This is a genomic window from Pirellulales bacterium, from assembly GCA_035939775.1.
Classification (GTDB): Bacteria; Planctomycetota; Planctomycetia; order Pirellulales; family DATAWG01; genus DASZFO01.
In genome coordinates, this window is sequence record DASZFO010000357.1 from 1 (window position 1) to 23,058 (window position 23,058).

General features: G+C 61.8%; 20 protein-coding genes and 3 tRNA genes. 8 read left to right on the forward strand and 15 right to left on the reverse strand.

Translation table 11 applies throughout. The features are described from left to right. The 5 genes from VGY55_23480 to VGY55_23500 all read right to left on the reverse strand — a co-directional run. A partial coding sequence (locus tag VGY55_23480) for a serine hydrolase (protein HEV2972950.1) occupies window positions 1-1,659 on the reverse strand: 1,659 nt, incomplete at its 3' end. Between the two features lie 20 nt (window positions 1,660-1,679). Next, complete coding sequence (locus VGY55_23485; GenBank protein ID HEV2972951.1) at window positions 1,680-2,555, reverse strand: hypothetical protein; 876 nt, start codon at window positions 2,553-2,555, stop codon at window positions 1,680-1,682. A 23-nt stretch (window positions 2,556-2,578) separates the two neighbouring features. After that, entirely contained in the window at window positions 2,579-3,154 is a 576-nt protein-coding gene (locus VGY55_23490; GenBank protein HEV2972952.1) for a hypothetical protein, read from the reverse strand. An 8-nt stretch (window positions 3,155-3,162) separates the two neighbouring features. Beyond that, a complete protein-coding gene (locus VGY55_23495; GenBank protein ID HEV2972953.1) occupies window positions 3,163-3,762 on the reverse strand; it encodes an RNA polymerase sigma factor in 600 nt (199 codons plus the stop codon). Window positions 3,763-3,920: 158 nt separating this feature from the next. Then, window positions 3,921-6,671 carry an MBG domain-containing protein gene (locus VGY55_23500; GenBank protein ID HEV2972954.1) on the reverse strand — a complete coding sequence of 917 codons (2,751 nt, stop codon included), beginning with the start codon at window positions 6,669-6,671 and terminating at the stop codon, window positions 3,921-3,923. 353 nt (window positions 6,672-7,024) lie between these two features. On the opposite strand from VGY55_23500, the gene VGY55_23505 reads away from it, so the two are divergent. The 4 genes from VGY55_23505 (at window position 7,025) to VGY55_23520 (ending at window position 10,258) form a co-directional block, all read left to right on the forward strand. Next, a complete protein-coding gene (locus VGY55_23505) occupies window positions 7,025-7,720 on the forward strand; it encodes a hypothetical protein (protein HEV2972955.1) in 696 nt (231 codons plus the stop codon). Window positions 7,721-7,753: 33 nt separating this feature from the next. Beyond that, the gene (locus tag VGY55_23510; GenBank protein ID HEV2972956.1) at window positions 7,754-9,412 is read left to right on the forward strand and encodes an SPFH domain-containing protein; all 1,659 of its coding nucleotides are present in this window, start codon (window positions 7,754-7,756) and stop codon (window positions 9,410-9,412) included. A 212-nt stretch (window positions 9,413-9,624) separates the two neighbouring features. Then, window positions 9,625-9,822, forward strand: coding sequence for a hypothetical protein (locus VGY55_23515; GenBank protein ID HEV2972957.1), 198 nt, complete (start codon window positions 9,625-9,627; stop codon window positions 9,820-9,822). Beyond that, the gene (locus VGY55_23520) at window positions 9,815-10,258 is read left to right on the forward strand and encodes a PIN domain-containing protein (GenBank protein ID HEV2972958.1); all 444 of its coding nucleotides are present in this window, start codon (window positions 9,815-9,817) and stop codon (window positions 10,256-10,258) included. The genes VGY55_23515 and VGY55_23520 overlap by 8 nt, the downstream gene beginning before the upstream one ends. A 336-nt stretch (window positions 10,259-10,594) precedes the next feature. On the opposite strand, the gene VGY55_23525 is transcribed toward VGY55_23520, so the two are convergent. The 6 genes from VGY55_23525 to VGY55_23550 form a co-directional block, all read right to left on the reverse strand. Next, window positions 10,595-11,293 (reverse strand): ankyrin repeat domain-containing protein, encoded by a 699-nt coding sequence (locus tag VGY55_23525; protein ID HEV2972959.1) that lies wholly within the window; start codon window positions 11,291-11,293, stop codon window positions 10,595-10,597. 102 nt (window positions 11,294-11,395) lie between these two features. Further along, window positions 11,396-11,599, reverse strand: coding sequence for a hypothetical protein (locus tag VGY55_23530; GenBank protein HEV2972960.1), 204 nt, complete (start codon window positions 11,597-11,599; stop codon window positions 11,396-11,398). Between the two features lie 72 nt (window positions 11,600-11,671). After that, entirely contained in the window at window positions 11,672-11,929 is a 258-nt protein-coding gene (locus tag VGY55_23535; GenBank protein ID HEV2972961.1) for a GIY-YIG nuclease family protein, read from the reverse strand. Window positions 11,930-11,931: 2 nt separating this feature from the next. Next, a tRNA-Asn gene (locus VGY55_23540) sits at window positions 11,932-12,004 on the reverse strand. A gap of 88 nt (window positions 12,005-12,092) precedes the next feature. Further along, entirely contained in the window at window positions 12,093-13,040 is a 948-nt protein-coding gene (locus tag VGY55_23545; protein HEV2972962.1) for an aldose 1-epimerase, read from the reverse strand. Between the two features lie 53 nt (window positions 13,041-13,093). Further along, a complete protein-coding gene (locus tag VGY55_23550; protein ID HEV2972963.1) occupies window positions 13,094-14,230 on the reverse strand; it encodes a hypothetical protein in 1,137 nt (378 codons plus the stop codon). A 307-nt stretch (window positions 14,231-14,537) separates the two neighbouring features. On the opposite strand from VGY55_23550, the gene VGY55_23555 reads away from it, so the two are divergent. Further along, window positions 14,538-14,611: transfer RNA gene (locus VGY55_23555), tRNA-Val, on the forward strand. Window positions 14,612-14,693: 82 nt separating this feature from the next. Here VGY55_23555 and VGY55_23560 read toward each other — a convergent pair. Next, a complete protein-coding gene (locus VGY55_23560) occupies window positions 14,694-15,479 on the reverse strand; it encodes a PEP-CTERM sorting domain-containing protein (protein ID HEV2972964.1) in 786 nt (261 codons plus the stop codon). A 222-nt stretch (window positions 15,480-15,701) separates the two neighbouring features. Continuing rightward, a tRNA-Ser gene (locus VGY55_23565) sits at window positions 15,702-15,784 on the reverse strand. 280 nt (window positions 15,785-16,064) lie between these two features. On the opposite strand from VGY55_23565, the gene VGY55_23570 reads away from it, so the two are divergent. Together VGY55_23570 and VGY55_23575 are read left to right on the forward strand one after the other, a co-directional pair. Further along, window positions 16,065-16,589 (forward strand): CBS domain-containing protein, encoded by a 525-nt coding sequence (locus VGY55_23570; GenBank protein HEV2972965.1) that lies wholly within the window; start codon window positions 16,065-16,067, stop codon window positions 16,587-16,589. A 323-nt stretch (window positions 16,590-16,912) separates the two neighbouring features. Beyond that, window positions 16,913-17,200 (forward strand): hypothetical protein, encoded by a 288-nt coding sequence (locus tag VGY55_23575; GenBank protein ID HEV2972966.1) that lies wholly within the window; start codon window positions 16,913-16,915, stop codon window positions 17,198-17,200. A 68-nt stretch (window positions 17,201-17,268) separates the two neighbouring features. On the opposite strand, the gene VGY55_23580 is transcribed toward VGY55_23575, so the two are convergent. Next, entirely contained in the window at window positions 17,269-17,856 is a 588-nt protein-coding gene (locus VGY55_23580; protein ID HEV2972967.1) for a hypothetical protein, read from the reverse strand. A 176-nt stretch (window positions 17,857-18,032) separates the two neighbouring features. Beyond that, a complete protein-coding gene (locus VGY55_23585) occupies window positions 18,033-22,349 on the reverse strand; it encodes a PVC-type heme-binding CxxCH protein (GenBank protein ID HEV2972968.1) in 4,317 nt (1,438 codons plus the stop codon). Between the two features lie 485 nt (window positions 22,350-22,834). Between VGY55_23585 and VGY55_23590 the strand changes: the two genes are divergently transcribed. After that, on the forward strand, window positions 22,835-23,058 hold a 224-nt coding region (locus VGY55_23590), incomplete at its 3' end, for a Gfo/Idh/MocA family oxidoreductase (protein ID HEV2972969.1).

Sequence of the window (23,058 nt, forward strand, 5' to 3'; positions counted from 1 at the left end):
GACGTCGGTGGGGGAAGTGCAGTTGATGAGGATGACGCCGTCGACGCCGTCGGGGAAATGGCCGATCGCGCTTTCGAGATCGCCAGCGCGGGAGCCAGGACCCGAGCCTTCGTCCCAAGACCAGCCCCCGTTCTTGACCCAGCCCGGGTCTGAGCCGTCCCAGCCTAGATTGCCTTTGAACATCACGTCGGTGGTTTGAGGGCCGAGCACTTTTAGCCCTCGAATGCCGCTTAAGAATCGCCCCAAGTCGGCGACCGAGGCATACCATCCCGCCGCTCCGGCCCCCGAGTCGAGGTTCCAGTCGAACGGGTAGCCGGGCCGCTTGTTGCCGAGCTTGAGATAGCCGCACATCGGCTCTTTCGCCTGAAAATGGGTCTCCATTTGGGTGATCCCCATGGGGGCCAGCACGTGCGATTTGACGTATGGCGTGTATTGAACGCGGCCGATCTGCTCGATCACCAGACGGACGATGTAGTAATTGTTGTTCTGATATTCCTCGAACGTGCCCGGCTTGTGGGCCAGCGGTTGGTTGAGCAGCTTCTCTAGATCTTTGGGGGTGCTAGCATCGTTTCCAGGCTTGAAGCCGCTCCTGTGCCTGAGCAATTGGCGGATGGTGACGCTCTTCACGTCGGCATGGGCTTGGGGGCAGATTTGCTTGATGTGCGGCCAGAACGGATCGTCGAGCGAAAACTTCTGCCCCGTCTCTTCCCACAGCCTGAGCAGGGCGACGGCCGTGACGGTCTTCGAGACGCTGGCCACGCCCATCGGCTTATCGAGCGTCCATTTTAGCGAAGGGTTCACCTTCTCCCACGGCGCTCGGGCCCAGCCTTCCGCTCCCTCAGCGACAACCTTTCCATTTTGCAAGACCTCGAAGGCGTAGCCCCCCGCCAGTTTGCCATCGCAGGCGCGGTGAATGATGTCCGACCATTTCACAAAATTGTGCGGCCCGCCCTCGGGGGCGACGGCGACCCAGCGCGGCGACTTGCCCTCCTTTTCGAGGGCTGCGATCTGCTTGGATGCCGGGTGATTCAAGTCGCTGGTCCACCAGCCGTTGTCGGTGAGGCAAAACCACGTGCCGTTCGCTGTGAAGGAGACGCATCGGATCGTGACGCCATTCGTCACGGCGTTTTTGAGCACTTTGGACAGATCGTCGGGAACGCTCCCATACGAGACGCCGGCCTTGTCGTGCAACAGCACCCATGCGCCGTTGGGCCCAAACGCGACCGACTGCAACGTTCCGCCGGCTTTGGCCACCTCCTGTATCTTCTTCAAAGCGGCATCGGGACAATCGGCGACTGCATTGCCATTCTGATTCCAGAAGACGGCCCAGCCGCCGTTGGGCGTGAAGGCCAAGCACTTGAACGTGTTCTTTCCCTTTTGCAGTTCAGTCAGTTTCTTGCAGGCAGGCAGATCGAGGTTGCTGGTGACGAAGCCATTGCCCTCCAACAACACGACCCAGTCGCCGCCGGGAGTGAAGGCGACGTTGTGAAACGTGTGGTCCTTCTGCAGACTTGCCAGTTCCTTGCAGACGGGCGCGTCGAGACGATTCGTCCAAAACGCATTTCCGCCACCGAAAACGACAAAGTCGCCGGCCGCGCGGGCCGCTGCCGCGCAAGCCAACCAGATGGAGAACCAGCAGAGGACGAGTCGCCGTTTCATTGCAATGGTTTCGGCGCGGCTCAGTTTGGATACTTCAACCCGGCCAATTGCGTTTCCGCCTGGTCGAGCAATCGCAGCACACGGGGCAGCTCGGACTCGGACGTGTATTTATAGTCGTCGAGCAGATTCTGAGCTGCACCGAGAGCATCGAGCTTAGTCGCAAGCAATTGAAGCCGCAACTCATCCTGCGTCAGTTCGACCGAGACATCGAGCAGTTGCCGATTCAATCGGTCGGTGACTTCGTCCCCGTCCTCGTGCGACTTGCCAAGCTCTTCCTTGCGCATCGCGAGCCGGATCTCCGCCTCGGCCAATTCAGCCTCGGCGTTGTTGACATCGCCTTGCGACCCTGCCGCGACGTTATGCGCCTCCTGCCGGTATTTAAGAGCATCCTGCCGCGCGGCAACAAGCCTTTTAAGTTGCGCGACAATCTCATCGGTTCCTGTTCGGTCGTGGGCGTGCTTACTCTGTTCGGCAACTATTCGAGCAATGCTCTCGCGCCGAGCGGTCTTCAACTTCGCTTCAATTTCAAGATTAAACCGATCGCGCTCCAATCCGAGAAGGATCGGGGCGACGTTTTCCGGACTCAGCCCGCATGTTTTCTGCACGGCATGGCGCAATTCTCTTTGCTTTTCCCGGAGTTCATCCGCCCGCTGCTTCAACTCCTGCACCTGGGTCTCGTCCGATTTGATGGCTGCGTCGCGGAGAGTGTCCACCGGCGCGGAATCGGCATGCTGCTTATTCTCCGGCTTTTCGGATCGCTCTTGACCGCAAACTAATGGCCCGGCGGACAACAGCACCATGCCGACCAGAGAGATGGCTCCAACGGGAAATAGCTTTAACAACGACCGGATCGACGGATACTGACACTTTACAGATCTGGCAAACATGCGTGGCATGGGAATCGTCCTTTGCGAGGGGTTCAAGGATTAGCTCCGGCCAGCCGTTGTTTGGCTTCGGCGGACCACGGAGTATGCGGAAACAAATCGATCACGGACGCATAGTCTTCTCGGGCCGATGCGACGAGTTCCGGCCGCAATCGCTTCGCATCCGCCGTGACCAGAATGGCCATTGCCGCGCGACCTACTTGCTCGTCGATGCGGCTTTGACGGTCGGGAATCGAATCCAACTGCCGTGCCATCGTCGCCAGCTTGCGCTGGCGTTCAGCGACGAGCAGCCGATCGAGAATCCGTTGCTCGATATCAACTTGCTTCAAGGCCAGCCGCAATTCGTTGGGCGCGGGAGCGTTGTCCACTTTGGTGATTTGGCGATCATCGTCAGGCGGTTGTTGCCAAGGGGGCTCGCGAATCACGCGAACGCCTTGCCAGATCGAGGTCGCTACGACGAGAAGCCCCACCGAAGCGACGACTCGATTGCGGCGCTTTCGCCGCTGATGCAATGCCCGCACTGTGTTCGCCAACTCCAGCGGGCAGGTGCTCGGCGCCACCGGTGCGGCATCGACTTCGGCCAGCAGTGCCTTGAGTGAATCGTCGCGCACGGTTGCAACTACTCCATCAGATCGGCCAAAAGTTCTTCCAATTGGCGGCGGGCGCGATGGAGGCGCACCTCCACCGTATTGCGATGCGCGCCGACGATTACTGCAATCTGCTCCACGCTCATTTGCTCCAAGTAGTGCAGCACGATCACCTCACGGTAGCTCGCCCCTAGCGACTTGATCGCCTCTCGCACTCGGCCGCCGCGCTCGGCAGCGGCCAGCGAATCCTCCATCATCGCTCGCGGCTCTTCGGGCGGCGTCGCAGAGAGCCAACTGAACCAGCGCCGGCGAACCGCTTCCCGGCGAAGGCGGCTGCGGCATTTGTTGGTCGCGATTCGCTTCAGCCATAGGTCCGGGCTTTCCTTGTCACGAACGCGTTCCCACGCCGCCCAAGCCGACAAAAACACCTCCTGGACGACATCCTCGGCTTCGTCGCGCCATCCAAGCAATCGGTAAACCAACCGCCGGATCGGTTCGTGGTGCTCGACCACCATCCGATCGAAGGCATCGCGGGCCATTGCAGGCGTGCCATCGGACAGTTCCATGTGGCAATACAGCGCCTGCGTGGGTTTTCGCTGCGACAAGTCCGCGACGGCGGTTTCGGAATGCATCGAGTCCGTTGCTGCCCCCATACTTATAGACGCCGAAAGGACCGATTGCTTACAAGAAACCATCGGATTTGGCGCCGGGGTGCAATTTGAGAGGCACAAAATAGCCCGCTGCAAATTTCACAACGGTTTTCAAGACGCAGGCCGTTCGCGAGACGACTCTACAAATGATGGCCGACAGACTTGAGCGCCAATCGGTCAGCGTTGTCTTGTCCAGCGCCCACGGCAATGAGATCGAGGAGCGAATCATCCTCCGCGGTGGTTGTGACGCCACCGCTTGCGAAGACGGCGTCCGTCGCCGCACAGAGGTCCGCCCGCGCAACCGAGTTGCCGCTTATGTTTGCGACCGCTTTTGAGTCTGCGGACTCGGCGTTACGATTCGAGACCTGCGATTCGGTTGTCGCCGTAGTATCCGACTGCGCCGCGGAGCTAGATAGACGATGCAGACTCGACTGCGACGGCAATGCTGAGTCGGATAGCCAACCGAGCGCCGGCGATGAACCAGACGGAAGGAATGCGCTGGATGCTTCGGGTGATGTCGAGATTGAAGGCGAGACACCACTCGCAAGTGGGGCGGAAGTCGTCGCCGTGGTGGATTCCGCTGCCAAGCTTGCCGCCGAAACGCCACTGCTTTCAACGGCTGCCGTGCCGATCAAGCCCTGTGCGCCGCTAGCGATTGCGGCGGCTGTCAGAGGGTTCCCGGAGGAGTCCGAAGCGGCAATCGTCACCGTGGCCGGATTGGTAGCGTCGCCGCCGATCACGAGACTTCCCTGAATGATGTGGTTGGCGGTCAAACTTGCGCCAGAGTTGACCACAACGTTTCCGGACCCGTCGATTCCGCCGACTACTTGATTCACGCCGGTGACCAGCACGCCGCCGGGCGAAACGCTGTTGTTTGTGATGTTCGTCGTGTTGCCGGTGGCGACCGTCGAACCATCTAGCACAACGACGCCCGTCGAGCCTACCGTCGCGCTGACCGCCGGCGCCGTTTGGCTGCCGCCAATCACAAGAGTTCCAGTGGCTGTGGTCGTCGCATAGTCCGGATTGTTGCTCGTAAAGGTCGCCGACACTGCGTACGAGCCGGCAGCCGAAGGCGGATTGGTGGAGCCGTCGTAAGTCACGGCAAAACTCCCGTCGATCGGCGTAACGCCGTCAATGCCCAGTGCAGTGACGGTGGCGGCATGGGCCGTGCCATCATCGGTGAACGGACCACCGTCGATGATGATCGTGGGCGTGGCCGGCACGATCGCGAGCGTTCCCGTCCCGACGGCGTTGCCGTAATTAGGATCGCTGCTGGTAAACGTGGCCTGGACGATGTACGAGCCGACCTCGGCGTACTCACCCGACGAAAGAGCGGTCGGAACCTGAACCGGAGCGTATTGGAACGAGAACGTTCCGGCCAGCGGAGTGACGCCGTCGGACCCGTAGGCGACGGCGGCGGTCGCGCCATGCGTATTGCCGTCGAAAGCAAAACTGCCTCCCGCGACCACAACAGTCGGCAACGCGAGCACGTGGACCGAGAGCGGGCCACTGGTCACCGAACCGAGGCTATTGGTTGCAGTGAAGGTGGCAGTGAACGTGGTCGCGTCGGCGGTCGTTGGCGAAATCGAAATCACTCCAGAATTCGGATCGATCGATACGGAACTCGGCCCACTGGCGACGGAATAGATCGGCGCCGGATTGCCGGACCCCATTACACTGATCTGCACCGTTTGTCCCACGGTCACGTTGACCGGCGAGCTGCCCATCCACAGGGCGCCATTGAGCAGGAAATACTGGTTCAAGGCTGGCGCGTAAAGCGGCGCGCCGCTGGTGAGGGTGGAATAGGGAGACGACACTCCGTTGAGCACCGACGTGACGACGTAGGAATGGCTGGGCGCGATTCCACCCGCGTGCGCCGCGGCAAGACCGGTGATCGTGGCAGACGATGTCGTCAAGCCGCTTGCCACGAGGTTATAGGTGTAATAACCCCCACGGCTCCCTTTGCCGCCGCCGGCGGTGTGCAAAACCTTCTCGTAAATGTTGTACGTCGGCGTGGCGCCTGCCGGCTCCAAGACCGGATTCCAGGCGATTGTCACCGAAGTGGTCGACGCCCCTGTTACGGTGACTCCCGTGGGAATCGTATTGATCGAGACGGTCGTGGTCGCCGACGTGTTAGCGTAATTAGGATCGGCGCTTGCGAAGCTGGCCACAACAGCGTACGAGCCGGGATTGGTCGGCGGCGTCGACGAACCGTTATACGTAAACGAAAAACTGCCGCTGACCGGCGTCACTCCGTCGACTCCAACGTCCGTCGCCACGGCCGGGTGAGGATTGGCATCGAAACTGAATGTTCCGCCGGTCAAGGTAACCCTGGGTGTTGCCTGGGCGATGACCATCGTCGAAGTTTCAGTTCCGTTCGAGTAGCTCGGATCGCTGCTCGTGAACGTGGCGACGACCGTATAGCTGCCGGCGTTTGTCGGCGGATCGGAAGAACCATTGTACGTGTAGGTGAAGCTGCCGCTGATGAGAAAGTCTTGCGAATTCGCTGCCGTTGCGATTGCGCCGTGCGCGAAGCCATCGTAGACGAACGGACCGTCGTAGATGGATATGTCGGGCTCTTGTAGTTGTTGCTGGTCCGCGGATGAACTGCTTCCCGCCGCCGCGGAAGCATGCGCCGTCGGACTATTGACGCCAGCAGCGGCGGTGCCGCCAGCAGTTGAGCCGGACGTGTGGGCGGCGAGCGCGCGAGACGAATGCGTCGTCGCACTGACAAGGGCTGGCCCCGCGATCCCGGACAGCTTCGTCAACAAATCGCGGCGTTCGAGGGGCTCAGAAATAAGCTGCGGCTTCGACCTGCGAGATGTCCCGCGCGACTTGTCGCGCCGATTTGCACTTCGACCGAGAAACTTCCGACGGATGTGATCTGGCATGGCAGAATCTCCCGACCCGACTGGGTCAAAGCTCGCCGCCGCATTGCACTACCGCCCCCGGTCCCGCCAGCATACGATTTCGGACGGGACTTGGGAAGCAAGAAGGCCCCCCAAATGAGAGGGGTATATGTCAAATCCGCCGTTGACGCGCGATGGCCGCGGACAATTTACGCTAACTATTTGACTTCCAATGGGTTCTGGTTCATCATACGAGGCGGCGAATGCTGCCCAGAGCCAATTATCTCCGCGTCCCGGCGAACTAGGTTCGGGCAAATCGTCCACATCTCGCTCGACGAGCGCCCAGTTTTTCTCGGCCGCTCGTCCGTAGGGGGTTCCGAAAAGGAGGCCCGGCTATGGAAACATTATTTCTTGTTTGCGCCATCGTCGGTGGAACGCTCGTCGTCTGCCAGTTCCTGATGACGGTTATCGGCTTCGCAGGACATGGCACGGACCTGCACAGTGGCGACATGCACGGCGGCGGCTTTGACTCGGCCGCCGGTCACGTCGGTGAATTGCACGGCGGCGACGCGCACGGCGGCGAAGTCCAACATGAAACGCAGCACGCAAACTCGGCCAGTCCCGGTGTGACCGCGCATTCCGCGCCGATCCACGGATCTCAATCGCTCCCGCGGGCCGCCGACTGGTTCTTTGGCGTGCTCTCGTTTCGCACGGTCGTGGCCTTCGTGGCGTTGTTCGGCGTCGGTGGTAAAGCCGCGCTCGGCGCCGGCTTGGATCCGGTTGCAACCCTGGCGATCGCGATCGGCTCAGGCGTCGCCGCGATGTATGCCGTGCATGGCTTGATGCGCGGCTTGAAATCGCTCGACACCGACCGCACGATGCGGATCGAGCGGGCAATCGGCCAACCGGGCACGGTCTATTTGTCGATCCCCGCGCATCGCTCCGGATCGGGAAAGATCCAATTGACATTGCAAAACCGGCTCGACGAACTCGAAGCCGTCACGGCCGGCGAACGCCTTCCGGACGGCGCCAAAATAAAAGTGGTCAGCATCATCGGCCCGGGGACCGTCGAAGTCGAATCGCTAGCGTAGCTGGCGGAATCATCCACTCTGAGGAGCAACAAAGTGTCTACCTTGTTTTCCGTCGCGATCGAACCCGGCAGCACCGAGTTTTGGGGCACCGTCGCCGTGGCGCTCATCGCGCTCATGTTCTTCAGTTTCGTGATCTTGCTGACCCGCCGCTACAAGCGCTGCCCGAGCAACCGGGTGTTAGTGATCTTCGGCAAGGCGGGGCGCGGCGGTGAGGCCGCACAATGCATTCACGGCGGGGCGAAATTCGTCTGGCCCCTGATCCAGGACTTCGCGTATCTGAACCTGGAGCCGATGCAGATCGAAATCCCGCTCCGCGGCGCGCTGTCGATGGAGAATATCCGGGTGAACGTGCCCAGCGTGTTCACCGTGGCGATCGGCACCACGCCGGAGGTGATGAGCAACGCCGCGATCCGCCTCTTGGGCCTCGGGTCCAAGGAGATCGAGAAGCAGGCCGTCGAAATCATCTTCGGCCAAATGCGGCAAGTGATCGCTTCGATGAAAATCGAAGACATCAACCGCGACCGCGACACGTTCCTGCACCACGTCCAGAGTTCGCTCGAGCCGGAGCTGAAGAAGGTCGGCCTGGTGCTAATCAATGTGAACATCACTGATATCACCGACGAGAGCGGCTATATCGACGCGATCGGTCAGAAGGCCGCGTCGCAAGCGATCCAGCAGGCCCGCGGCGACGTGGCCGAGCAACTTCGCCTCGGCGAGAGCCGCGTGGCCGAGGCCGAGCGCGACAAGTCGATCCAGGTGGCCAACGCCAAGAAAGACCAGCAGATCGGCATGCACGATGCCGATCGGGCTCAGGCCGTTCGGCTGGCCGAGTTGGAGAAAGAACAGAAGTTTGGCGAGCAGACCGCGGCCTTCCAGCGCGACGCCCAGATCAAAGGCGCCCAGCAGACGATGCGCATTGCCATGGCCGATGCAGAGGCCCAGGCCGTCGCCGGCGAGAACGAGGCCCAGGCCCGGATCGCCGGCTCGCAAGCCACGCTGGCCGTGAAGCAGGCCGAGGCCTTCCAACTCGGCGAAAGCCGCAAACGCGAAGCCGAGGCCGCCGTGCAGGAAATCCAGAACCGGGCCATGGCGAAGGCGGCCATCGCGTCGGCCGAGCGAGTCGAAGCCGAGCGGCGCGCGGCGGTCGAAGCCCCGGCCAAGGCCGAGAAGGCGCGGATCGTTGTTGACGCTGAGGCCGAGGCCGAAAAGCGGCGGATCGTCGCCCAAGGCGAGGCCTCCGCGATCTTCGCCAAGCTGGAAGCCGAAGCCCGCGGCCAGTTCGAAATCCTCGCCAAGAAAGGGGACGGCCTGCGGCGGATCATCGAAGCCTGCGGCGGGGCCAAAGAAGCCTTCCAACTCCTGCTGCTCGAGCACTTCGACAACCTGGTCGCCGCTTCAGCCACCGCCATCTCGAATATCAAGTTCGACAAGGTGGTGGTCTGGGAAAGTGGCGACAAGAACACCACCGCGACCGCCAATTTCCTACACGGCATGGCCCGCACTATGCCTCCGATGATGCAAGTGATGAAAGACATCGGCGGCGTCGAATTCCCCGAAGCCCTGATGAAATTCGTCAGCGACAGCCCGGCCGATGGCCACGCCTCGCGCCCGGTGCCCGCGCCGCCAATCGACGGCAACGGCGCGCCGGCAGCGGCGCCGCCAGCAGCGCCGCCGTCAGGTCCAGCTAAGTAGGTCTCGCCTGCCGGGCGGGACCTGTCCGGATCGGACTTCGGCGAGTTCAGTCGAGCCGCAAGCCGGACCCACTTGAAAATGAGACGCTTTCGGCAGAGTAGCGAACTTGGTATCCGTCGCCTTCGCGTGATAGAATTGGTGACGGAGATACTAACCGAACCAAGCCGCATCGAATCATCCCGATCCGAATTCAACCGATTGGAAGGGGAATTATGTCCACGGAACACCGAACGACTGACCCGAACTTGCCCCAGGTTCTGGCCGCGATGCCGGCGCAAGCCCCATCGGTAATTGCATTGCTCGACGAATGGCTGAGGGACGAGTCGGGGTACGACGAAGAAACGTGGCCCGAGCTGAAGGCAGCGATCGACCGGGATCGGCCCTCGGCACGGAGGCTCTTTGATGGCTAGAGCGGTGCTGCTCGACACGGGACCACTCGGCATGGTGACTCACCCGCGCCCAAATCGCGACATCGTGGAATGGTTGCGATCGTTGCTTAGCGCGGGAGCGACGGTACACGTACCCGAGATCGCCGACTATGAGTTGCGCCGCGAGCTAATCCGGGCCAAACGCATCAAGGGTATCGCGCGCCTCGACGCGCTCGAAAAACGAATCGGATACATTCCGCTCACAACGGCTGCGATGCGGAAAGCCGCGGAATTCTGGGCCGATGCCCGCAACCGCGGGATCCCGACCGCCGACGACAAGGCGCTTGATGCGGATATGATTCTTGCCGCCCAGGCCGTGACGTATCCTCGCACCGCGGGATCAACGGTGATCGCCACCACGAACGTCGCTCATTTGTCGCTGTTCGCGGATGCCGAGTCGTGGCAGAACGTGAGCTAAAATGCGATTCAGTTCACGAAACGAGTTGCATCGCCCTATTTCTCCTGCGGCTGCCTGACGTATTTGCCTGCCCCGGTCGACATTGAGGCGACGACTTCGGTGTTTAAGCAACTTGAAACAAGAGGCCGCCGCCGCGATCGTTATTTTTGGAATTGGCCAAAAACTAAAATAACTAGGCGCCGCTGTTTCTCTTGTTTCGGTGATATGAACTGCCTGCATCACAGAAGTCGCGGCTGAAGCCCTCAAAACGGGTCAGCGCCGCTCCCAAACCTGGATGGTGTCTTCAGTGCTCGGATTTCCCGTGGCGCTGTTGGAATTCGTCAGCGAAAGACGAGCCTACTCCTGACGTTGCCAATACCCCTTCAGCCCGCGAGCCGTGAGTATGTCTGCGATCGCGCCACCGCGTTTCAGAGTCATCTCCGCCGATACTCCGTCGAAATAGGCGTTAATGTCGGCCTCCGCCTGCAGACGGTTCAATAGCATCGTCAATACGCTCTGCTGGCCGCGGTCGGCCGCCCAAGACATGGCCGTTTCGTCGATCTTGTTTCGCGTCTCCATGTCCGCGCCGCGCTTCACAAGGAACTCACACAATTCGAGATAGCCGAGGCCGGCGGCTTCCAACAGGGGCGTACTGCCGAAGTCGTTGCAGGTATTCACGTCCGCGCCGCGCTCAAGCAGCCACTCCACGGACGGTAGATCGTTCTCGACGACTAGGTAGTGCAGCGCCGTCTCGCCGACGGAATTCCTGACATCGATCAGCGTCGGGTCTTGTGCCAGCAACTTCGCGGCAGTGCCTCTGTCGGAATAAGCGGCGTCGCGAATCGCGTAGAAGCGCGGGTCGGTCCTATTTTTGCTCGCGTCGGCCATGTCCTGTCCTCGCATCCTGCCGCCGCGGTTGGGCGGAGCGCCCTTTTTCGTGAGGTGATCGCAGCCGTCGGAGGCCTCGTGTTCCGGGGCAGCGCAGGCGATGCACATGCCATTTTCAACGTAAAAGTCCCCGGCGGCGTTCAGAGGATAGCGCTGCGAATGCATCATAAGTTTCCCCGGGCCTAACTTGACGTACGCAGCAAGCGGCGCGTTGCCGGACGAATCTTGGAGCTGGTCAGGTCGGAGAACGGAAAGCGGACCAGGATAATCTCATGACGCGAGAAGCTGGGGATACACGTCATCCTCCGTGTTGTCCCAAACCGAACTCAAGGAGCCCTGGCTCGCCTGCTGCCAAAACGTCTCGTCTCCGGGCGGCAGAATCGTGACCAGCACGGTCGCCCCGTCGGGCAATTCGGCCGGTTCGGTCAATTCGATCTTCCCATCGTGAATCACGGCCCACAGCGAATTCAGCATGACGACCCCGATCTTAGCTCCCCGACAAGGACTCGAACCTTGGACAAGCGGATTAATCCGCCGCGGCGGACTCTACCGACTGATCGTTTCGTCGAGCCACTCGCGACCCACCCCGGATTTCAGCCAACGCTCGCGGGCCATTGCTTCTTTGCGGCTGGCGAATTCCTCGGTATAAACCAATTTCCAAGGCCCAGCGTCCTTGGCAGTAAATCGCTTGCCGAATCGATCGGCCGAGTTGTGCCGTTCCAGGCGCCGCGCAACGTCGTTTGTCTGGCCGATATATCGACCGCCGGTCGATTCGCTGACGAGTACGTAGACGAAGAAACTCAAGGCTCCCCGACAAGGACTCGAACCTTGGACAAGCGGATTAACAGTCCGCTGCTCTACCAACTGAGCTATCGGGGATCAAAACTCAAATCGCGGATTAATCCGCCGCGGCGGACTCTACCAACTGAGCTATCGGGGATCAGAATCCTCAATTCTAATTACGCCGCTAAATCTCGTCCAGACGCAGTTCGAGACCGGCTTGGAACGATTCGCCGGGCTGGAGGATTCGCAAGCCGGTTTCGAGGCCGCGCTCGCCGAGCGTGAACGCATCCGGCACGCACGTGTAAGGCTCGATGCAGATCGCCTCGCGGTGCGGCGGGTTGAACACCACGCAATGGCCGAACGACTCGTCGAACACGATCGACAGCCGGCGGTCGTTCACCGGGTCGAGCAGCCGGCAGAAGACGCGCCCGCTACGAGGCTGCAAATCGGTGAAGATGTCATCGAGATGCGTCTGGCCGAAGAGCATTCCGCCGCCAACCGCGCGGCCGTCGGTCGCGGGCAGCTTGCGGTCGGTTGGGAGCATCCCCGCGAGTTCCCAATAGCTTTGAGCCGGGACCGTGAGATGGCACTCGTCGCGCTTGCCGAACGACCCGAGCGGCAGGCGGAAATAGCCGTGCGTGCCCAATCCAAACGGCAGCGGCCGGTCGCCAGGGTTATCGACGGCCAGCGAGCAGCTCAGCCCGACGTGATGGACCTCGTAACAAACGCGGATGCGAAAATCGGCTGGCCACAGATTCAAGAGGGCGGGATCGTCGTGGGCCGCGTGAAACTCGCCCGTGACGCTCGATGGGCTTTGCGACACAATTCGCCACGGGCGGTCGTGCACGAAGCCGTGAATGGCGAATCCCAGCCGCTCGTCGATCACTAGCGGAAACTCGCTGCCATCGAATCGCAGCACCGTGCCGCGCAGCCGCCCGGCGTATGGGCAGAGGATCGGGATGCCGCTGCCCGCCGGCCGCGCGCCGCCGGCTTCAAAACCGGGGGCCGACCAGAGCAGTTCCACCGGCTCGCCGTCGAGCACTGGCACGTAACTAAAGCAATTGAATCCCAGCTCGGGTAGTAGCCTGGCGAGCGAGCCGGTCGCTGGATCGACGAGCGTAATCGTTTGCATGTCAGAGGTCGGAGAACGAAGTATGAAGGACGAAGACGTGGCGTGAGGCCGAATTACGAAATGAATTTAGCGTTGACGGCGATTCCCCTCACCCCGGCCCTCTCCCAGAGGGAGAGGGAGGACGAATTCAAATCGCTTGCGACAATTGCGGACTTTGTAGGTTCGAGAACGCACTGCCGCGCGCGATGGAGAGTCGCGACCATGAGGAACACGACGGCGGCGAGCAGCATCGCGGTGCGGAAGACGGCCCGCTGCGACAATTTGCCAAGGGACGCTGTGCCGACGGACGCCATTGCCAAATGGTGCATCAGCCCGAGGGCCGCGACGACGGATAGCCCGAACAGCGACGTGGCGATCCAATCCTCTCCCAGCAATTGATTCTGCACCGCAGTGGGAAGCGCGAACAGAACCCACAACCCAACGGGGATCTGAAACAACGTTGCCACTAGCGCCAAGCGTGCCGCTCCGCGCACAATCTGTGCGCCGGCATTCTCTTTCGCGTCGGCGGGTGCCCCGCGTTTCTCCTCCCTCACCGCTCGCCCCTCGCCCCTCGCCCCTAGTCCCGCATCCATTTCTTTCCCAGCCCCCAGCCCCCAGTTCCCTGCCCCCAATAACATCGCCGCTCCCGCCGCCACCGCCGCCGCGGCCAGCCAATGATGCACGACTCGCGACATGGTTTCACCGTCGAGCAGCAGCTTCCAATAGAGCGCGCGGTCGAGCGGCAGGTCTTTCAGATCGGGCCGCATCGTGAGCGTCGAGATGATCGTGAACAGCGCCGGAAAGTGCCATATCAGGTTCGTGGTCGCCAGCACGGCTAGCCCGCGATGCCACCAGCGATGCCGCCGGAGTCGCTCCCAAAGCAGGACGTAAGCCGCAATGCACACGACGTAAAACGCCAGTTCCCACGCCACGCCCCACCAACGATAGCTTTGCACTCGGCTGAATGTCTCGCGATAGGCCGACGATTCGAGCTGCGCGAGCGCGACGACCGCCACCAGCCCCAAACCGATCCCGATCGTCGCCGCGGCCAGCGACCAGGCAGCCAGGCGGCGGCCGATGCGGCCGGCCAGCGCGTCGCCCAGGCGCGTCTCGCGCCCTTCGAGCCAGATCGCCACCAGCGGCCCGGCCATCGCCAAGTCCACCGCCAGCAGATGGCTGCCGAGAAAGAGCGTGTGAAACAGGAGGTTCAAAGTGCTAAGTACAAAGTACGAAGTACGAAAGTTTTCGGCTTGGCAGGAACGCCGAGCGGTGATTCTTGCCTCGCGATCATTCAAGTCGCGCGGGCGCATTATCATCGCATGCCGGGTCGTCACGGAAAAGCCGCCAGCCGGCCGGGATCCAAACTGCGCACCGTCTCGCGGCGTCTGACTTCACCAGCGCGCTGCGTTTCCGCGGCCACGACGAATCTTGAACGCCACTATGCTATTCGCGACTCGCCGCTCGTCATTGGCGTATAATTGACAGCCAATTTCCGCGGCCGTTACGATGGCCGCTGCCGGGCGCTTAGCTCAGTTGGTTAGAGCGCTGCCCTTACAAGGCAGAAGTCACAGGTTCGAGTCCTGTAGCGCCCACTCTCAATAAACTGGCAACGAAAAAGGCCACCGGAGGTGGCCTCTTCGCGTTTAATGCGGCAGAGTTGTCGAACGCCGCGATTCAGCGCTTGACACTGGCGCGGCGGCGGATCGCGAATAGGCCGCAGCCGGAGCCGATCAGCAGGAGCAGCAAAGTAGACGGCTCGGGAACGGCGGGGCCATAGGCCTGGGCTGTGCCAGTATCGCCGCCATCCGAAAGACCCACGCCGGTCGGGCGAAAACTCTTGGCGTTCGTAGCAAACCAGATCGTCGACGACGTATCGCTCTCGGTGCTCGATGACACCAATTCGGTGCCGTTACTGAGGACCTTGAACTGGATGCCGGGGTCGCTGAACGACGGATCGCGGTCGAGGTCATACGGATCGCCGCTCGCCCAGTTGATCGTCCCCTGCGGCGTGGACGACCCGGTGCCATCCGCGCCGGCATCGGAGATCGTCACTCCAGCCCACGGTTGACTCGGATCGTCGATCGTGATCCGCACGATTTCGTTCGGCGACGTCGTGTTGGGCGTATTGGTGAACTTGTAAGCAAAGGCCAAGTTCTTGGAAACCGGGTCCTGAAAGACACTGCTCGTCACGGTACCCGTGAAGGCGCCGTTTGCGCCGCCTGTAAACAGATACGGGAACGGCGTACTGATCAGCAAGTGCGAATACTGCGCCGGTACGGGACCGGCGGTGTAATACGGCGCGGGCAGGACGTTCGGCGGAGTTGTATTCGGCTTATTCAGATTGCCGCCGACCGGAAGCGGCGAGACTCCCCACGAGATCGATTGCGATGCCGCAAGGAAGATGATCGCAATGGCGATATTCCGCGCCCAAGGCGCGGGATGATGTGAAAAACGACTCACGAGCGGCCCTCCCCGAAAAAAGTTCCAGGTGTCGAATCAGTTGATCGCCTACCGTCGCAAATCGTCCCCGCCCAAGAAACACCGCAGCACGTTCTCATCCCCGCGATCAGGAGGAGTCGTGCTAAGCGCCCCCAACCACGTGATTTGCAAGTGTTATTGTAATCGTCACAACCGGCAATGCAAGGAGTTTTTGCCTATCTTGCGCAAACTTAACATTAGCAGCGGAGGGCATGGGATTCGAACCCACAACCCCTTTCGGGGCACCTGATTTCGAGTCAGGCCGCTAGCCAGTTCGCTTACCCTCCGAAGCGGGCTGTCCCGCGCCGATCCACCTGGAATCCTGAGATCCTATCCGAAAACCGTTTGGAGCGAGGGGGAAAGTCCCCTCTTGTTCCCGACCATCGAGCCGATGGTGCCCGCTCCACAAAACGGTCCCCGGCGGTTTTGGGATAGGCTCTAATTTATCGCTGGCTTCGGCCGCTGGCAAGTTGTGTGGTATGACCTAGGCTTGCTGCGCCGGCGCAACGGTCGATCGGGACGCGGGTCCAGACGCGCGGATCGGCAATAGCTTTCAGGGTCGAATTGATGAACCGTCTCGATGTCAAGCGAATTCAGATTCGCGAAGCCGTGCATCGGCTGGGGGGCTGTCCGGCACAAGGCCGGCTCAAAGTCCGGGACGTGATGACTCCAGCGCCGACCTGCATCGCCTCGAGCACTAGCGTGCTCGACGTGGTGCGGATGTTTCACGCCAAGGAGTTTCGGCACCTGTTGGTCACCGATCCGGGTGGGCGATTGCTGGGACTGGTGAGCGATCGCGACGTGCTCCGCTGCTTTGGTCCAGGGCGTTATCCGGATCAGGAGCGGCTCGCCGGGATCACCGCGCTCGAGATCATGAGCGCGGACCTGATCACCACGGCGCCCGAGGCGCCGCTGGTCTCCTCCGCCGGTGAGATGCTGGGCCACGGCATCAGTTGCCTGCCGGTGTTGGCGGACGACAAGCTCGTCGGAATCTTGACCAACACGGATTTGGAAACCGTCTTGGAAGTCTTGCTGCAAACGTCACAGGCGGCACTGGCCGCACTATCGGCCGCGGCGAGCACGCTGGCTTGACGTAAATCATCCCACCCCACCTCGCTCGGCCACCGTGGCGGTGCGCCTGTAGCGAATGCTCGCCGCCCGGCGTTTCCTGCCGGTTCTTGCAATTGATCTCCGCGTAGCGAGCGGCTGAAAATGGCTCCGCTTGAGCCGCGCCGCGCGTCGATACGCCATGTGCGGACGGCTAAGCGAGTGAGCGGCCGCCAGACGTTCAACAACACGAGGAGACAAGGCCGGCCACTGGATGGCCGGACTACCGCGGAAGGATCCCCTCTAGTCGCGGCGCGATGGGCCGGCAAGCGGCCCGCGGCGCGAGCATTTGCAGAGAGAGGAGAGCCATGCCGAAAGACACGTTCCGAGTCGTGACACGAGGAGCCGATGGAAAACTACGAATCCGCGACTACAGCCAGGCGGATACGCTCCTAAGAATGCACACCCAGATCGGCATCGATGATTGCAGCACGGACCTCGGCCTGCGCGGGCAGCCCGTGTTCCGCGGATTGATCGGCCCTATGCCGGAAGGAAAAAATGTCGTGCGATACGAGTCGCCCGAAGTGTTCGAATCGCTGACAAAAGATTGGAGCACCGCCAAGGCGAGCCGGCGAGCGCGGAGCGTAGCGCAGTAGAGGCAGCGGCGCTAATTGAAGGCGGACGGAAGAAGCATTTTCATTCTGGCTTCTTCGGTCCGCCTTCGTTATTTCTGGTCAGGCGCCTTCCAAGCCGTGCTGCCGCGCGGAGGGTCGTCGCTGAGCGGCGTGCCGCCGGCGGGGTTGCGCTGGGCAATACCAGTGCCGCTGCCGGCAAATGGATCGCTCTTGACCGCGATGGCGACCTTGCTGGTCGTCGTGTCGTCGACGAAATGCGGCGTTGTGACCGGCACTTTCACGGTCTGCTGCTGCGGCACGACTTGCCGCTGCACGACGGGAGTCAGCACTTGTTCGGTGCGCGTATCCCATCGCACCCGCGGCACATAGCGATAAGCCAGATAGGGTTGCGCGAACGGATTATACCGGTTGACCATGTACGGCTGATAAACCCATTCCATCACCGGCGCTTGGACGATCCGCTGCGAGGTTTGGATTTGTGTTTGCAGTTGCTCGGCGTAAACAGTTTGCTGGCGGTCCTCGTAGTGGGTCTCGCAAATCGGCCGGTGGACCGTGCGCGTCGTGACCATGTAGGTCACGCCGTTTTCTTCGACCGTGTGCGATTCATCGGCACGGGCCAAAATCGGTGAGCAAAGAGGCAGAACCAAGACGAGAGCGATCGAGCGTCGAGCTAGCATAAGCAACACCCCCATAAACGCAGGCGCAATACGGCCACCAACGCTCTTATCGGCATGATCGCTACAGACGCTTTAGCGCAGGAGGCAAAGGCCGGTCGCCGTTACGGCACACGGAGTGTGCCTACTACGTAGCAGGTACGCTCCGCGTGCCGCCGGCGGACAGCTAGTTTTTCGGCTTACTCTCCCGTCTCCACCGTCACCGCCATGATGATGGGCGCGGTAGCGTCGGGGCCTTTGACGAACTCGATCGTTTCGATCGGGCCTTTCCGTTGCGGGGTGACGGCCAAGTAACGGATTTGCTGTCCGCCCAGCAAGCGGAATGCGAATTTCGAGCCGGGGACTTCGCTGCGGCCGACGTAGTCGGCGAAATGCTCACCGTTGGAGAGCGGGATGTCTTCGGTCGCACCGCCGGCATAGTGCAGGCGCACGATGAGCGAGACCGTGCGTTTCTTGTCGTACGGATAACCCCAACCGCTGATTCCGCTCAACAGATGGATTGCCTTCGCAGGCGCGTGGCATTCGATCGTGACCGACTTGGGCATCTGCGGCGGCAAATAACCTTGCGGGGAATTGAGCATGATGACGTTCTTCATCTTGTCGCCGCGCGGATCGACCAGGTGGAACGGTACGCCGGAGACCGTCTTTGGCTCCCAGTTGGCAAAGGCCAGCTTCTCGCCGTCGGAGGCCGCGTCGTAGAACAGCCCGCGAGTGCTCACGGCCGTGGCGACCTTTTCGAGCGAGAGCGGGAGGTACTTTCCTCGCGTGGTGAGGAATTCCAACAGATCGGCGATTCCGTCTTTGCCGAGTTTTTCGAAGCCCTCGGGCATGAGCGACCGCTTCGTATTGTCGAGCGACTCGATATTGGTCCTCTGGAAATCGCGCTGTTTTCCCTCAGCGTCGAGTATCGTGACGCTGGTGCGGTTTTCGGCCACGAGCAAGCCGGGGAACTGCCGGCCATCGTCCAGCACGAGATTGTATTGCTGATAATTGCCCTCCACGGAGCGATTGGGATCGAGCACGTCGATCAGGATCTCGATCTTCTTTCGCACGGCGATTCCAGTCAGATCGGGTCCGATTTTCGCCCCGATCTCGCCGTGACGGTGGCATTTGACGCAGTTTTGCTCGAAAACGACCTTGCCCTTGGCAAAGTCGCCGTGGCGCTCGGCCTGCGACTTGAAGTCCTCGACCACCTTTTCGCGATCGGCGCTGGGGAGCCGGCCGCCGCGGGCGAGGAGCTTCTTCGCGCGTTCGGCGATGGCCGCGTCGGAGTGTTGGGCCAACTTTTGCTGCTGATCGAGCGACAGATCGCCGGCCAGGAGTTGCTCTTTCTCCATCCCATCCAAGAGCGCGGTCGTCCAAGCGGGGCGGCTCAAGAGCACGGCGATCGCCACGCTGCGAGCGCCCGGCGTCAAGCTTTCCCAGTGTTTGACGATTGCCGGGCCGACTGCCGCCGCCGGGCTTTGGCCGATCGCATCCAACAGATCGCGGGCCAGCTCGGGGCTTGTCTTGGGCGTGATCGATTCGATGATCCCCGCGATCGCCGCATCATCGAGGCCGACGGTCGTGAGCTGCCGCGCGGCCGCGACGCGCGCGTCGTCCGGCCGGTCGGAGTCGGCCACTTCGGCTAGCAGTGTTTTCTTCACCTGGCCGGCCGCCTCGGCGAACTTGTCGGCGAGTCTCCAGCGCTCGCCCAGCGCGATCACCTCCGACCGCCCGCCCGGACCGAGGTTGGCCAATAGCTTACCAAGATCGACAATCGACGCATCGGAAAGCTTGGGGGCGTCGGTCTTCGGCCAACCGGCCACCAGGCCCGCGAGAATGGCTTCCGCGATCGGCGGATCGCCGGCCGCCAAGGCATCGAGCAGCGGTGCGATCCGTTCGCCGGAATTTCCACGAGCGAAGTGCTCCGCGACCACGCGAGCCGCTTCGACCAGATGCGGTCGAAAAGTCGCGTCCGGTTTCGATCCGGCTGCCGCGGCGAGGAACGCATCGTCGCTCGCCACCGCCGCGCAGATCGCGGCGGTGGGGATCCAGCGGTCGTCAAAATTCGGCCGTTCGGAGAGCATCGCTAAGATGGCGGCTGACGCGGCCGACGAACGCGGCATCTCGGCCAGCGCGAGGAGCGCATCCTTTCGCACCAACGGTTCGCTATCACGGAGCAAGTTCGCGGCGACGATTTTGGCCGCCGAACTCTCGTCGCGCGGCAGGCAATCGAGCGCGGCGCGGCGAACTCCCGGCGAGCCGTGGGCCAACGCCACATCAAGCGACTTATCCCAACGACCGCCCGATCTGGCGAACGCTCCCAGTCCTTGCATCGTTCGCAGGGCGTGCAGCGCGACGGGAATCGTGGAATTTCTCTGCACGACCTCGGCCAGCTTCGGCAGCACGTCGGGCTGGCCGCGCTCGACCAACAGCCGCTGCGCCTGCAGCCGCCAGAAGAGGTTCTCATGCGCGAGGGCCGCGATCAACGTCGCCGGATCGGCCGGATCGAGCTTGGGATAGGGTACCGCCTTGGCATTGTCGGCGACGATCCGCCAGATGCGGCCGTGCGCCTTGTCGCGCAGCGGCGTTTCATACGCGGCCCCGGCGCCGGTCTTGAATCCGTGCGGCGTCGGATTGTGCTGGACGACCGGCGTATAGAAATCGATGAACCACACGGCGCCGTCGGGGCCGACTTGGGCCGCGATCGGCGCGGTCCACGCGTCGGAACTGGCCAAAAGGTTAAAGCCATCTTTCGCTACGAAGTTGCTTCCCTGCGGCGCCAGCAATTCGGTATGAATTAAATGCCCCGTCGGCTCGCACACGAAGGCGGTGCGGTCCCAATACTCCGCGGGGAAGCTGCGAGCGGTGTAAAGCTCATGCCCGGCCGCCGCCGTGTATCCGCCGAACTGGTCTACCTGGCGGACGTCGTTGGTCACCGGATGAAACTTCTTGTGGTCCGCGATGAACATGCTGCCGTTGCCCGACAAGCCGCGGACCGCCTCGTAATACCGGTTCGGGATGCCGACGTAGATGCTGTGCTCGACATTGGCCGTGGAGCCGAACACGTCGCCATCTTCGCTGAGCCCCAGACCCCACGTGTTGTTGCTCGTTGACGTGAGCGGCTCGAAGGCCGAGCCGTCGGCCTTGAAGCGGAAATAGCCTTGGCGGAATCGGCGGACAATTCCGCCGGCGGTGACGCTCCCGCCGTCGTAGCCGACCGAGCCGTACATCCAGTTGTCCAATCCATAATGCAGATTGGACTGCACGCCGTGCGTATCGCCGCGGCCGAATCCGGTGTACAGAATCTCGCGCTCGTCGGCTTTGTCGCCGCTGTGGCTGTCCTTCAAGAACACCAGATGCGGCGAAACGCAAACGATTGCCCCGCCCCGTGCGAAGCTGATGCCGGTCGGCATGTTCAACTTATCGGCGAAGATCGTGAGCTTATCGGCATGGCCCGCTCCCTGAGTGTCTTCGCATATCTTGATGCGGTCGTTGCCGTTCTCTTGCGGATCGCTGAGCACATTGTTAGGGTAGTCGGTGCTTTCCAGCAACCAGAGCCGGCCGCGCTGGTCGAAGTTCATCGCGATCGGCTTGATGATGTCCGGCTCGCTGGCGAAGAGTTCCGCGTGAAAGCCCTCGGGAAGATGGAAGTGCCGCAACTCGTCGCCCGGGCTGAGAGGCTTTTGCACTTTGGTGATCGGCGCGCCTTGCGTGCCCCAGGCCTGGCCGGGCGTGTAGTTCGGCAAGCCGACGTCGGTCGAACTGTATTCGAGCGGCGGCGCGTCGTCGTTCGCGCGCCCCGCGGCCCAGCGGATGCCGGCCGCGAGCAGCGTGTGATAGGCGGGCTGAGTCCAGCACCGCTCGTCGTGACCCGAGGCCGTGTAATACACGCGTCCCTTGCCTTGCTCGCGGACCCAAGTCCACGGCTCGTAGCCGCCGTCGTGCTCTCGGACCATCAGCACGCGCCGGTCGTCGGTTAGCTCATTGTGCACATACGTCTCATCCCAGCTTTCAAAGCTCTTGACGCCGCGCATCGCGGGATGCTGGGCGTCGATGATCTTCGCGCGGAACACGCCCGTTTCATGTTTCCAGAATCTGCCGCCGACCAGCGCCGCGTATTGGCGGCTATTGCGAAAGATGTGCGAGGCGCAATGAATTGCCACCAGCCCCTTCCCCCCTTCGACGAAATTGACCAGCGCCGTTTCGGCATCGGCGGGCAGGTTGCCGCTGTCGCCGTAAATCGCCAGGCAATCGAATTTCGCCAGATTGTCCGCGTTCACGTCCCGAATCTCTTGCGTGAAGCGGATGTCGATGCCCATCTTCTCCAAAGCCGGCATAAGGATTTTGGCCAATTCCTCGGGGCGATGGTGACCGGTACGGTCGCCCAACAGCAGGACCTTGATTCGCGCCGGCGCGGCGGCCGCGCTGGTCTCGGCGGCGACGAGAGTCGGGCCGGCTATCGAAACGAGGCTCGCGAACGTCAACAGCAGTGCCAAAACCGGGCGGCGCATCGAGTTCACCTGTGAAGAATGCTTGACGATCTCGTTGGGGCGCGGCGGGGCGCTGAAGCTCGCGCCTGAACCGCCGCGACGTTCACATTGCCCCTCTATCCTAACGACCACGAAGGGAGGGAGCGAATGAGATCAAGCGATTTTTTTGATGAGATTTTTTACCGACACTCCATGATTCGATATCGGGCGGGGAGGCAGACCGTAGGGTGCGTCAAGGCTTGGCGCAGACGCAACGGGAGGCGAGGGAAGTTCGATGCCACAGCGGGTTCTGGTGCGTCCGCGCCGATTTGACGCCCCCGACGCTCATTATGACTTTGCAATGGCGCCGCGCTCGCGGTCGGCTCGCTCCCGCAAATTATCGCATCCTGGTGCGCAAAACCTCATGGACAGTGGTGCACGCACGTTCGATAATTGGCGGAAATAGCCGCTGCCGCGTTCGGCGGCCCAAAGGGGAATGGCAACCTTCATTTAGGCGAGCGTCGGAAATGAGTGATAAGAAAATCCGGATCGCGATCATCGGCTTGGGATTTGGCGCGGAGTTCATTCCCATTTACCAGCGGCATCCGCGAGCCGAGATATATGCCATCTGCCAGCGCAATGCCGGCACGCTCCATCAGATTGCCGACGCCTTCAAGATCCCCAAAAAGTATGCCGACTTCCGCGAGCTGCTCAAGGATCCGAACATCGACGCGGTTCACATCAACACGCC